11 protein-coding genes are annotated in these 12,797 nt (G+C 60.0%); 3 read left to right on the top strand and 8 right to left on the bottom strand.

Translation table 11 applies throughout. The annotated features are described in order from the left end of the window. Positions 1 to 160: 160 nt before the first annotated feature. Positions 161 to 2,110, top strand: a complete 1,950-nt coding sequence (locus tag K7G82_RS00705) for a polysaccharide biosynthesis protein (protein WP_222987899.1) — start codon at positions 161 to 163, stop codon at positions 2,108 to 2,110. On the opposite strand, the gene K7G82_RS00710 is transcribed toward K7G82_RS00705, so the two are convergent. From K7G82_RS00710 to K7G82_RS30150, 3 genes are all read right to left on the bottom strand, one after another. Further along, on the bottom strand, positions 2,099 to 2,947 hold the full coding sequence (locus tag K7G82_RS00710) for a glycosyltransferase family 2 protein (protein WP_222987900.1): 849 nt from the start codon (positions 2,945 to 2,947) through the stop codon (positions 2,099 to 2,101). The two genes, K7G82_RS00705 and K7G82_RS00710, sit on opposite strands and share 12 nt — an antisense overlap. Positions 2,948 to 3,048: 101 nt before the next feature. Further along, a complete protein-coding gene (locus K7G82_RS00715) occupies positions 3,049 to 4,155 on the bottom strand; it encodes a glycosyltransferase family 4 protein (protein ID WP_222987901.1) in 1,107 nt (368 codons plus the stop codon). Between the two features lie 4 nt (positions 4,156 to 4,159). After that, positions 4,160 to 5,266: a glycosyltransferase family 4 protein gene (locus K7G82_RS30150; RefSeq protein ID WP_222987902.1), complete on the bottom strand. Its 1,107-nt coding sequence runs from the start codon at positions 5,264 to 5,266 to the stop codon at positions 4,160 to 4,162. A gap of 203 nt (positions 5,267 to 5,469) precedes the next feature. Here K7G82_RS30150 and K7G82_RS00725 point away from each other — a divergent pair, with 203 nt between their 5' ends. Together K7G82_RS00725 and K7G82_RS00730 are read left to right on the top strand one after the other, a co-directional pair. Then, a complete protein-coding gene (locus tag K7G82_RS00725; protein ID WP_222987903.1) occupies positions 5,470 to 6,225 on the top strand; it encodes a glycosyltransferase family 2 protein in 756 nt (251 codons plus the stop codon). After that, on the top strand, positions 6,222 to 7,148 hold the full coding sequence (locus K7G82_RS00730) for an NAD-dependent epimerase/dehydratase family protein (RefSeq protein ID WP_222987904.1): 927 nt from the start codon (positions 6,222 to 6,224) through the stop codon (positions 7,146 to 7,148). Before K7G82_RS00725 ends, K7G82_RS00730 begins: the two co-directional genes overlap by 4 nt. A 19-nt stretch (positions 7,149 to 7,167) precedes the next feature. Here the strand turns inward: K7G82_RS00730 and K7G82_RS00735 are convergent, their stop codons facing one another. The 5 genes from K7G82_RS00735 to gmd are packed head-to-tail and all read right to left on the bottom strand — an operon-like array spanning position 7,168 to position 12,748. Next, on the bottom strand, positions 7,168 to 8,265 hold the full coding sequence (locus K7G82_RS00735; RefSeq protein ID WP_222987905.1) for a glycosyltransferase family 4 protein: 1,098 nt from the start codon (positions 8,263 to 8,265) through the stop codon (positions 7,168 to 7,170). Continuing rightward, a complete protein-coding gene (locus K7G82_RS00740) occupies positions 8,262 to 9,242 on the bottom strand; it encodes an FkbM family methyltransferase (protein WP_222987906.1) in 981 nt (326 codons plus the stop codon). The genes K7G82_RS00735 and K7G82_RS00740 overlap by 4 nt, the downstream gene beginning before the upstream one ends. 56 nt (positions 9,243 to 9,298) lie before the next feature. Then, complete coding sequence (locus tag K7G82_RS00745) at positions 9,299 to 10,774, bottom strand: lipopolysaccharide biosynthesis protein (protein ID WP_222987907.1); 1,476 nt, start codon at positions 10,772 to 10,774, stop codon at positions 9,299 to 9,301. Further along, positions 10,746 to 11,678: a GDP-L-fucose synthase gene (gene fcl, locus K7G82_RS00750; protein ID WP_281422953.1), complete on the bottom strand. Its 933-nt coding sequence runs from the start codon at positions 11,676 to 11,678 to the stop codon at positions 10,746 to 10,748. Before fcl ends, K7G82_RS00745 begins: the two co-directional genes overlap by 29 nt. Then, a complete protein-coding gene (gene gmd, locus K7G82_RS00755) occupies positions 11,678 to 12,748 on the bottom strand; it encodes a GDP-mannose 4,6-dehydratase (protein ID WP_222987908.1) in 1,071 nt (356 codons plus the stop codon). The genes fcl and gmd overlap by 1 nt, the downstream gene beginning before the upstream one ends. Positions 12,749 to 12,797: the final 49 nt, after the last annotated feature.

The raw sequence follows: 12,797 nt of genomic DNA on the forward strand, positions 1-12,797 counted from the left end.
CGGTGATTAGCACGAATGCAAGATGATCGTGTTAAAGCCATCTTCGTCAGGCGTTCCGGGGGCAGGCGGCAATGGCGAAACCTTGGCTTTTTGGATGTGATCGGCGATGTAATGGCGCGCGTGGCTCCGTCCGATCGCGCGGAAGCAAGGTTCGGCTATAATGCGTCAATTGATCTCGGATTGCTTTGAGGGCGTTGTCGCGTTCCTGCCCAGGCTGCTCGGCCTCGGCCGTGGCGCGAAGCGCGGCATCGTCATCCTTTGCGACGCGATGCTTTGCCTGATTGCGGTCTGGCTGGCATTCTCCCTTCGCCTTGGCGAGTTTTACGGGGTGTTCCGCGACTATGGGCCGGGGATGCTCCTGGTCGGCGCTGTCTGCATCTGCCTGTGGCTGCCCATCTTCTACAGAAACGGTACATATCGGGCGATTTTCCGCTATGCTGGCTCCGGCACGATCGTAAATCTGGCGGTGTCCTGCATCGCCATGATGGTGCCGATGGTGATCGGCTTCATGATGGCCGGGATCGTGGGCGTTCCGCGGACCGTGGCGGTTCTCCAGCCGCTGATCTTCTTCCTGTTGCTGGCGTTGAGCCGCATCGTCGCGCGCTATGTGCTGGTCGATCTGCTCAACCAGCGCAGCTATGCTGGCGCGTCGCGTCGTATCTTGGTCTACGGCGCCGGTCATGCCGGCCAGCAGCTTGCCAGCTCCATGCGGCTCGAACCGAGCATGACGCTGATCGCCTTTGTCGACGACGATTCCCGTCTGGGCGGGCAAAGGCTCGATCGCGTGCCGGTGCATCATTCGAGTCGGCTCGACACGCTGATCGCCGATTTCGAGGTGACGGACCTGTTCCTAGCGCTGCCCAATATCGATCGGGTTCGGCGGCGCGCCATCATCGATGCGCTCGAACCCTTTCATGTCCGCGTCCGCACCTTGCCGGCGATGCGGGAGATCGTCGACGATCAGGTCTCGATCGAATCGCTGCGCGAGATCGATATCGAGGATCTGCTGGGGCGCGAGCCGGTCAGCCCCAATCAGTTGCTGCTGAGCCGCACGATCCTAGGCAAGACCGTCATGGTCACGGGCGCGGGCGGGTCGATCGGCAGCGAATTGTGTCGGCAGATCGTCCGGCTCAGGCCCCAGGCGCTCATCCTCGTCGAAATGAGCGAGTTCGCGCTGTTCACGATCGACGACGAACTCAGGCGTATCGCCGCGTCGGAGGGCGTCGACGCGCAGATCCTCCCCCATCTGGTGAATGTAGTCGACAAGAGCCAGATCGATAGCTGCATGGCCCGCTGTGAACCGCAAACGGTGTTTCACGCCGCGGCCTACAAACATGTCCCGCTCGTCGAAGCGAATGTGATTGCAGGCTCGCGCAACAATATCCTGGGCACGCTGAACACCGCCATGGCCGCCGAAGCCGCCGGCGTGAGCCACTTCATCCTGGTGAGCACAGACAAGGCGGTGCGGCCGACCAATATCATGGGCGCGACCAAGCGGGTGTGCGAACTTGTCCTCCAGGCGCTGGCCGCGCGCGGTTCCAGGACGATCTTCTCGATGGTCCGTTTCGGCAATGTCCTGGGATCGAGCGGATCGGTGGTCCCCTTGTTCCGGCGCCAGATCAGGGAGGGTGGACCCGTCACCCTGACCGACAGACGCATAACCCGGTATTTCATGACCATCCCCGAGGCGTCGCAGCTCGTCATCCAGGCCGGCGCGATGGCCGAGGGCGGCGAGGTCTATGTGCTCGACATGGGCAGCGCGGTGCCGATCGCCGAACTGGCGCGGACGATGATCAAGCTGTCCGGCATGTCGGTGCGCGACGAAAGCCATCCCAATGGCGATATCGAGATCGTCGAAGTCGGGCTGAGGCCGGGGGAAAAGCTGTTCGAGGAGCTACTGATCGGCGATGGTCAGCAACCAACGCGCCACGACCGCATCTTCCGGGCGCGCGAAGCCCATCGCGGCCAGGCCGAGATGGAGGACGCGCTGAACCGGCTGCGCATGGCCGCGGATCACGGCGATGAGGATGCGGTCAAAGCGATCATCCGGTCACTGGTGCCCGAATATCGGAATGTCGACGCGATATCGCTGGATGCGTCAGCGGGGTAGGTCGGTTCTCCACCGTTTCTCGATGGTGGCCGGGCGGGAGAGTTCGCGGATCCGGTGGACCGCATGGGACGGGTTCGCAAGCATCTTGAACCAACGGCCACGGCGAAGCACGGTCATGCGATCGCCGACATTGCGCTGATTCAGGATATCCGAATGGATGCGGGCAAAGTCGCGATCGAAACGCTCTTCATGCGCCTGCCCGGCGCCGCCGCCGGTGATGCATTCATCATAGAGCCTGAACGCGGCGATGCGGTCCGCACAGGTCACGAACGGTGCCCGGCGTCGCGCGAACTCGGCTAGGAGCTCATAATCCCAGCATGACCGGTTGATCGGGTTGAACCCCCCGACTTCGCGGAACAGCTCCATTTCGAACGACAGGCCCGGCTGCACGATCGTTGCCGCGCCGAATTTCAGGTCGAGCATGCGGACGGGCGTAGGGATCAGTTCGCGCGTCGGATATCCCGTGCGATCGACGAGCCAGGCACGGCACAGCACGAAACGAGCGCCGGGATTGGATGCCCATATATGCTCCAGTTTGGCGATGGCGCCGGGCAGCAGATAATCGTCGCTGTTGAGGAAATAGCCGATCCGGCCCTGCGCCAATGCGAAACCCTTGTTCAATCCATCGGCCGGGCCGTCATCCGGATCAAGCACGACCCGATCGATCGCATCGCCATAGTCCGCGATGATATCCCGGCTGCTGTCCGTGGAGCCGGGATCAACCACGATATATTCGACATTCGACGTTTTCTGGGAGAGCACGGACTCGATGGCCTCGCGCAGGAACGGCGCCTGATTGTAGGAAATGGTCACGATCGAAATGAATGGGGTTCGCATGAACTCTTCCTGGATGCCTCCGCGCTCATGGCAATCGTCTTGGACAAGGTTTCTAGACGAGGAGGATCGCTTCATAAAGTAGAGGTCGAAGGGATGCCGCCTTATCGATCGAGACCGGCATTTCCGGACAGTTGACGATAAACCGCGGCGGTCTCCGCCGCGCAGCGCTGCCATGAAAAATTCCGGAGGTGCAGCCGTCCGGCCTGCCGCAATTCGTCGCAACGCGAAGGGGATGCCAGCAATTTCTCGATCGCATCAGCCAATGCTGCCGGGTCGCCATTCTCGGCATAATCCACGGCGTTTCCGCAAACATCCGGAATCGAACTGCTCGCGATCGTCACGACGGGGCAATCGGCGGCCATGGCTTCGAGCGGGGGGATGCCGAAGCCTTCGTACAGCGATGGATACACGAACACCGCCGCATTCGCATAAAGCGCATGAAGGCCGTCATCATCGGCGGAAATCGCGACCACCTGTTCACGCGAAAGGCCGAGGCTGTCGATCAATGCACCTTCACTGCTGGAGAATGGCGCGCCGCCGCAAACAAGATCGAAATGCGATTTCAATTGCTCGGACTGCGCATATGCACGGAGCAGCGCTTCGAAATTCTTGTAGCCGCCGCGACGGCCGACATGGAGTATATAGGGTCTGTCGTGGGCGCGATGCGCCGATGAATGCGCAGGCGCGGTAAAGCCCAGTGGTATGACGGTGATCCGGTTGGCGACGTCGGGATAGATGTCGATCAGGTCCCGCCGGGTGTTTTGCGACACGCAGATGATATGATCGGCGCGATGGATCGCGGTTCGCTTGACGCTGCGTACCCGATCGCTGAATTGTTCCGGAAAGAGCTCATGGATCATGTCGTGGACCGTCAGCACGGTCGGAACCTTGGCGGGCGTCAGATAGTGCGGGACATAATAGGTGCCGTGGATCACGTCCGGACGCGCCAGCCTAGCTACGATCGGAAACAGCCCGAATGACAGCGCGGTCGCCACTTTACGCGCATGCGGCGGAAGGTTGAATCGTTTCCCCCAGACATAGGGTTTCGGCAATTCGGCGATTTGACGATTGATATAGAGCGGCGCGAAAAATCTTGGCTCCACGCCCTGATCCGGAAGGGCATCGGCCAGTTCTCCAAGATATTTGGAGATGCCTCCGTAGGTTTGGTTGACGGCGATATAATGGTCGAACAGGACGCTGATCGTCATCGGATCAGGTTGATCCACGATGGTCGATGGCGTTCAATATGCGTTGCGCGACATGCAGCCATTCAAATCGGGTCAGGATCCTGGTTTGGGCCTCATCGGCGATGCTCTCCAGTTCGGCTTGCGGACGGGCATAGGTGGCGATGACGGCATCGGCCAGTGCGCGGGGATCGGGGCGATCCACCAGCGTGCCCAATCGTCCATTGTCCGTCAGTTCGGGCAAGGCGCCGCGATCGAGCGAGACAAGGATCGCCTTCGCCTTCATCGCCTCCAGATAGACCTGCCCCCAGGGATCCCCGAGCATCGGCTGGACGAGCATCGCCGCGTCGTGAAATTGCGCGATAAGTGCTTCGCGCGGCAGGAAGTCATATGCCGTCACGCCGTCGATCGTCCGCGCCCGTTCGACGGCATCTGCATTACCGACCATCACCAGCCGGGTTTGCGGTCGGGCGGCGCGGATATGCGCGAGTGCGGCCAGCACCAGGTCACCGCCTTTTTCCCTGAACTGATGCTTGGCGACGAACAGCATATGTCCATCCGCATAGGTTTTGCTGCCGGAGAAAGAGGGCAGGGGCCCCGATCCGCAGCCGACGGCGATCACCCGTTCCGGCGACACGCCGTAATGATCGATGATATCGGCGCGAAGATGCTCGGAAAATGTCAGGACGCGATGCGCCGATCGATAGGCGGTCCGGTCCAGCGCATCGACGATCTCGAATGCGCGGTCGGCAAAACCCGGTGAGAGCAATCCGCGGCTGAGCAGGTGCCAGCTATCGTCGACCCATAGTGAATAGGAAATATCGGACCCGACCGGCGCGTCGAGCGATGTACAGCAGAGTATATGATTGGCACCGGCGCGCGCGGCCTGCGATCCGACATAGGCGCCGCGCAATTGCCGCGCCCGTGCGAAGCGCGACACGTCGCGCGGCGGCAGTCCGGAAAGAAGATTGCGTGCCGCGAGCAGGGTCCGGTGAGCCGGAGACAATATGGCGCTGTTGATCGGCTGGACATCGACGCCCAGCGCGGTCAGCGCATTCGTCAGGTTTGCGGGCGCCGAAGACCATGTGCGCTGGTCGAGCGGGTCGCCAAGATGCGAGGTCAGCGCGAGCTTCACGATTGGTCTATCGCCCGCGGCATGCTGGAAGCAGGTTAAGGTTCACCGCGCATCTTCGATCCGTTTCATCCGGCTTGCTGTAGATCATGGTCATGAAGTCATAAAGCCTCGATTTCCTCGATCGGTAACGATCGAGGCACAAGATTCTTGCCCGTCCGAACGGCTGTGCGCATAGCAGGGCTGCGTTCCTGCCATGAGAGTTTATGCTGGCCATGAAATTCAGCGTGATCACCCCCTGCTACAATGCCGGCGCGACGATCGCCCGCACCTTGCAGTCGGTTGCAGCGCAGACGCACGACGATGTCGAGCATATTGTGATGGATGGCGGCTCCACCGATGAAACTGCCGCCATCGTCGAGGCGCGGATCCGGGTGGGCGGGCGTTTCGTCTCCGGGCCCGATCAAGGTATGTACGATGCGATGAACAAGGGGCTGGCGCTGGCCAGCGGTGAAATCGTCGGCATTCTGAACGCCGATGATCATTTTGCCGATCCGGACGCCCTGGCGTGGGTGGCGGAGGCCTTCGCCACTCATGGGACCGATGCGGTTCTATGCGATGTGGGATTTTTCTCGACCAGGCGGCCTGACCGTCTGTTCCGCCGCTATCGCAGCGTCACCTTCAGGCCCGGCCGCCTGGCTTGGGGGTGGATGCCGGCACATCCGGGCATGTACATGACCCGCGAAGCCTATCTGCGCGTCGGCACCTACCGCACCGATTTCAGGATCGCCGCGGATTACGAATTCGTGGTGCGCGCTTTCGTCAAGCACCGGCTGAGTTTCGTGCACCTGCCTAGGGTTCTCGTCCGCATGCAGGCGGGCGGTGTGAGCAATCGCGATCTTGCTGCAAAATCAGTGATCAATCGCGAAGTGCTGCGTGCCTGTCGGGAAAACGGTGTCTATTCGAACGCATGGATGATCGCGTCGAAATATCCGCTCAAGCTGCTGGAATATTTTCGTTGAGGATCGGTATTTCGGGCGCCACCGGCTTTGTCGGCCGTTCGCTGGCCGCAAGGTGCGTTGATGAGGGGAATGTCGTGGTCCCCCTTCTACGCGAGGCGGGGGGGCAGCCGCATGCGGTGGCGATGGGGGATCTTTCCGCAGGGACGGTACCGGTGCTTCCCGAACTTGACGCGGTGGTTCACTTGGCGGCGATGACGCATTCCGGCGTGGGCGATAGTGCGGAGGTTCTGCAACGCTACCGCGCCGTTAATGTTTCGGGAACCGGGCATCTTCTGGAAGCGGCGGCGCGTGCCGGCGTTCGGCATTTCATCTTCATCAGTTCGATCAAGGTCAATGGGGAGCGGACCGCACCGGGAACCGCTTTCGGCGAGCGCGATACGCCGCAGCCGGAGGACGCCTATGGGCGTTCGAAGCTCGAGGCGGAGGACCGGGTTCGCTCCTTTTGCGAAGCGAACGATATGGCCTGGACGATCGTTCGCCCGCCGCTCGTTTATGGTGCCTCGGCGCCCGCGAACTTCGCGGCACTCAGGAAACTGGCATTGAGCCGGCTGCCACTACCCTTGGGCGGTTTCGATGCGCTACGCAGCTTCGTCTTTGTCGAAAATCTCTCGGACTTCATTTGTACCGCATTGCGCGACGAAAGGGCGCGTGACCGCCTCTTTCTGGTCAGTGACGCGCAGGACATCGGCGTATCTGACCTGATCGCACTGATGGCCCGCGAGGCCGGGCGTCCATCCCGGATTTTTGCGTTGCCCCGCTGGTTATTGTCCGTGGCGCGGCACCTGCCGTGGACCTCGAGCGCGATCCGTAAATTGAGCGACGGTCTCCAACTCGATTGCTCCCCTGCCTGCGAAACGCTCGGGTGGCGTCCGCCATATCGCCTCGAGAGCGGTATCCGCAGTGCGATGGCGGTGGAGCGCTGATCCCGGGGGATGGGAGAGATCAGTTTTTGCCAGACAACTGGCGATATACGCCCGCCGTTTCGGCTGCGCACCGCTGCCATGAAAAATGCTCCAGGCGCAGACGTCCGGCCTGCCGCAGTTCCGTGCAACGCGATGGTGACGCCAGCACTCGTTCGATCGCACTGGCCAGGGCTTCCGGGCTGCCATCTTCGGCATAGTCCACTGCGTTCCCGCATATCTCCGGAATGGAACTGACCCCGACGGTTACGACGGGGCAATCGGCGGCCATGGCTTCAAGCGGGGGGATGCCGAATCCCTCGTACAACGACGGATAAACGAATATGTCGGCGTTGGCGTAGAGCGCGTGAAGCCCCGCATCATCCGTCGAGATCGCAACCACACGGTCTGCGGAGAGGCCCAGGTCCTTGATCATCGCGCTTTCAGCCGCGGACAATGGCTTGCCGCCGCAGACAAGATCGAAATCCGATCTCAACCGTTCGGACTGTGCATATGCGCGCAACAGGGATTCGAAATTCTTGTAGCCACTGCGATTGCCCACATAGAATATATACGGCCTGTCGCGAACGCGATTGCGCGATGGATATGCGCGCGCGGCAAAGCCCAATGGAATAACGGTTATGCGATCGGCGACATGAGGATAGATTTGGATCAGGTCCCGGCGGGTGTTCTGTGATACGCAGATGATGTGATCGGCGCGGTTGATGGCCGTGCGCTTGAAGCCGCGCGCAGGATCGTTGACGAACTGTTCCGGAAAGATTTCGTGGATCATATCGTGCACCGTCAGCACGATTGGAATCTTTGCGGGCGCCAAGCGTCGGGGCGCATAATAGGTTTCATGAACCACGTCCGGACGCACCAGCCTCGTGGCAATCGGAAAGAGCCCGATCGCCAGGGCGCTCGCCCATTTGCGAGTGGGCAGTGGAATGTCGAGCCGCTTTCCCCAAACCATCTGCGGCGGCAAGGTGGCCAGTTGGTGGTTGATGTAGAGTGGCGCGAAAAGCGTCGGATCCACGCCTTCGGGCGGTAGGGCGGATACCATTTCTCCGAGATATTTGGAAATGCCACCGAAATATTGATTCACGGCAACATAGTGATCGAGCAAAACCCGCACGGTCATTGGGGGATTATTAAGAATTGGGTGTCGATCCCGGTGAAATGTGCCAGCTCGCTCGCTCTGGCATGGTCGAATCGAGTGACATCCTTGAACATGATCAGGTCGAGATAGGCAGATGGTGTAGCCGAGCTCAGGAAAGCCCGCATTTCATCAATCGCCGCTTGGTCATTCACGCGGAAGCATCTGAGTATCTCGCCAGTATTCACATATGCAATTCCATATGAATATCCAATGTCGAGAAGGGTGTCGAAGATTATCCAGGCGTCTCCCGTGACGGGTTTTGCCAAATTCGGATCGAATTCGAAAAATATTGGAATATTAGATGAGTTCAGCATGGCAAGGGAATTCATGATAATCTGTATGTCGAAGCCATCGGTGTCGATCTTGATCAAGTCGATATCATCTTTGTTCGATAGGGCGAGTGCTTCATCCAGTCCTATCATATCAACCGACGATTCGACTCCATCATCGGCGTGGATGAGTTTCGCTGTTCCGTTACAGGTCTCCACGACGAAGGATTCGGCGGTTTTTGGGCCGATGAAGCGCTCGATGATTGCCGATCTGTTCGTGAATGCACTCAGATTTTGCCGGAGGTGCGGCAGGAACGCATCATTGCCCTCGATCGCGACGACGAAGGTGGCAGGGTGCTGGAGCAGCGCGACGGCGGTGTCGCCTACATTCGCGCCGATATCAACGATCACGAACTCCTTGGATTGCGTGAGCGCGCTCAAGCTGCGCACCAGGCGTGGCAAAGCTCGGTCGTAATTCGGAAAGCCGCGCCAATATCTGGGGAGGGGATGTGAAACCGGCAGGAGCATGGAATAGCCGCCCGCGTCGAAAACGATCGAATCTGCGCCAAAGGGAGCGACTGCACGCAAGCCAAGCCGTGCCAGCAACCGACCGGCGGAGGACGAGGATTCGATTGCCTTACGCGAAAGCAATCCTTTGAGCGGGGACGAAGGAAGCTGCTTAACGGACATCGAAGCACCTGTGCAATTTCAGAAGAGCTTATCGCGACAGGCAGCGCGGCGGCAAGTCATTCAGCCTTGCCCAGGCGGCGGACAAGCGATGGTATCAGCACGGCAAGCGGTATGATTGCGAACAGGAAATAGGCGATGTTGGTCATCCATATCATGGACGCCATCCCCAATCGGGGAACGAATAAGAGCTTCAGCAGCAGCGCTGCTGCACACATGACGAAGCCGATCGCCAACTGCATCTTCAGGGCGCCTGCGGCATTCATCAGCATCGCCAGCGCGCTGCCGACTCCCTCCAGCACGCGCCAGACCGCGAAACCCAGGAACAATGTGATCGGCACATCCAGTGGTGAACCGATCCACAAGGTCATGAGCGGTCCGCTTAAAAGCACGAGTATGGCGGCAAGCACAGCGGTCAGGGCGATCGTCAGAAACAGGGATCGTACAACGGTGGCTTTGACCCATGCGTGATCGCCGCGGCCGATCGCTTCACCATATGCGGGCCAAAGTGGTGATAGAAAGACAATCTGCAGCATGGCTACGATCGCGAATAACCGTTCGACGAGGCTATACTGGCCTGCAGCGGAAGCGCCGAAAAACTGGGTGACCAGTACCGCGTCGATCCTGAAGGAAACGACCACGACCAGTTGTATCACCAGGAAAGTGGACCCGATACGCATCAGGTCCTTCATCGTTGTCAGATCCACATCCGAAAAGCTTGGAGCGAGATCGGGCCTGCGAAAGATGAAGAAGATCAAGCAATTGAGGATATTGCAGAATTGTTGTGTGCCGAACAGCACCAGCACCAGTATCGGCGTTCCGAAATCCAGTGCGATTGCCGCAGCCAGGCCGCCTAAGGACATGAGGCCGCCCAATCCGGCCCAGAAGCTGGCTTCATACCCTCTTTGAAGCGCGATTTGTACATTCGCCGCAAGCGCGGCCGGAATGCCGACTGCGAAGCACGCGATGAACGCCGCAGCGGATGGGCCCGCTTCTTCGATCCCGAGCGAAGATTTGACCTGAAAGATCTCCGGCCAGTCGATAAATCGGTACAACGCGATCAGGGCAGCGAGCAGCGCAAATCCGATCATGGAAAGAATGACCAGTCCGCCGGAGATCGACCTGCGAATTCCTGGCTGGTCGTCACGCCCCAGAGCACGCGATACCAAGTTGATTACACCATTGCCGATGCCCAGATCGGCAAAGCTTAAAATGGCTGCAAAGGAGCTTATGATCATCCACATGCCGAAGCGCTCGGATCCGAGATGATGCAGCGCCAAGGGGACGGAGATCAGTAGCGTAAGAATCGTCGAAGAGCGTGACAGCAAAGACGAAAAGCCGTTGATGAATGTTCGTCTCAAACGCTCCCGTCCGCGATTCTCTTCGGTGTCGGTTGGTCCAGGAAAAAGCAGATATTTCACGAGATTGATAGCGCGCGGAATGCGATGGGCTGATGTCGACACTGTTTTCAGTCGCTTCGTCAAATCAGATTGTCCCGTGCCGCAATCAGATCCGGTTCGCCAGAAACCAGTCATAAGTCGCCGCGATCCCCTCGCGCAATCCGATGCTGGGTGTCCAGCCCAGCCCGCGCAGCTTGTCGGCGCTCATCAGTTTGCGCGGCGTGCCGTCAGGCTTGCCCGGATCGGTGGCGATCCCCCCGGTGAAGCCGATGGCGTCGCACACCAGCCGCGCCAGCTCGAGGATGGTGACATCCTCTCCGGAGCCGACATTGACGTGTTCGGCATTTGAATAGTTCTTCAGCAGGAATGTGCAGGCGTCGGCGCAATCGTCGACATGCAGGAACTCGCGGCGCGGCGTGCCGGTGCCCCAGATGCCAATCTCGCTGGTGCCGGTCAGTTTCGCCTCATGCGCCTTTCGGATCAGCGCGGGCAGGACATGGCTGGATTGAAGATCGAAATTATCGCCGGGTCCATAAAGATTGGTCGGCATGGCCGAGATATAGTCGCGCCCATATTGGCGACGATAGGCTTGGGCGAGTTTGATCCCCGCGATCTTGGCGATCGCGTACCATTCATTCGTGGGTTCGAGCGGACCGGTGAGTAGCGCATCCTCTGGAATCGGCTGCGGCGCGAACTTGGGGTAGATGCAACTCGACCCTAGGAAAAGCAGGCGGTTCACATCGGCGCGATGGGCGGCTTCGATGATGTTGGCCTCGATCATCAGATTATCGTAGAGGAAATCGACGGGATAGGTGTCGTTTGCCAGAATGCCGCCCACTCGAGCGGCTGCCAGCACGATTGCATCGGGACGTTCGCGGGCGATCCATTCGCGTACCGATCGCTGGTCGACCAGGTCCAGCATGTCGCGCCCCGCAGTCAGGATGTCGCATCCTTCCCGCCCGAGCCGGTAGACCACGGCGCTGCCCACCATGCCGCGATGTCCGGCCACCCAAACACGCTTGCCCGACAGGCCGAACATCATGCGTCCTTCGCGATGGGGGCGTCCTGCATGATCTTGAGATCCTCGCCGACCATTTCGCGGGCCAGTTCTCGCACCGGTGTTTCGTGCCGCCAGCCAAGCTTGGCATGCGCCTTGGCCGGGTTGCCGATCAGCAGGTCGACTTCGGTCGGGCGGAAATAACGCCGATCTACCTCGATCAGGCAGCGGCCGCTCTTCGTGCAATATCCCTTCTCGTCGGCGCCCGTGCCACGCCATTCGAGCGTGATGCCTACATCATCGAACGCCCATTCGACGAAGGTGCGTACGGATGTGGCTTCACCGGTGGCGAGAACATAATCGTCCGGTTGGTCCTGCTGGAGCATCAGCCACATGCCGCGCACATATTCGCGCGCATGCCCCCAGTCGCGCTTGGCGTCGAGATTGCCGAGATACAGGCGGTCCTGCCGATCCAGGCTGATCGCGGCGGCGGCGCGGGTGATCTTGCGCGTGACGAAGGTTTCGCCGCGCAGCGGGCTTTCATGATTGAACAGGATGCCGTTGGAGGCGTGGATGCCATAGGCTTCGCGGTAATTGACGACGATCCAGTAAGCGTAGAGCTTGGCCGCCGCATAGGGCGAGCGCGGATAGAAGGGCGTGGTCTCGCTCTGGGGAACCTCCTGCACCAGGCCGTAAAGCTCCGAAGTCGACGCCTGGTAGAAGCGGCAGCTTTTCTCCATGCCCAGGATGCGCATCGCTTCCAGCAGACGCAGCGTGCCGATCGCGTCGGCATTGGCGGTATATTCGGGCGTCTCGAAGCTCACCTGGACATGGCTTTGCGCCGCCAGATTGTAGATTTCGGTCGGTCTGGTCTGCTGCACTAGCCGGATCAGGTTGGTGCTGTCGGTCATGTCGCCATAATGGAGATGGAAGCGCGCGCCCTCGACATGCGGATCCTGATAGATGTCTTCGATCCGGCCGGTGTTGAATGACGAACTGCGCCGCTTCACGCCATGGACTTCGTAGCCCTGCTCAAGCAGAAGCCGCGCCAGATATGCGCCGTCCTGCCCTGTGACGCCGGTGATCAGGGCGATTTTCTCTCCGGACGGCATTCGATGATCTTCCTGCGATGACTGATCTGCAGTCCCTATGGAGAGACGG

Origin of the sequence: Sphingomonas colocasiae (genome assembly GCF_019880585.1) — a bacterium.
Lineage (GTDB): Bacteria > Pseudomonadota > Alphaproteobacteria > Sphingomonadales > Sphingomonadaceae > Sphingobium_A > Sphingobium_A colocasiae.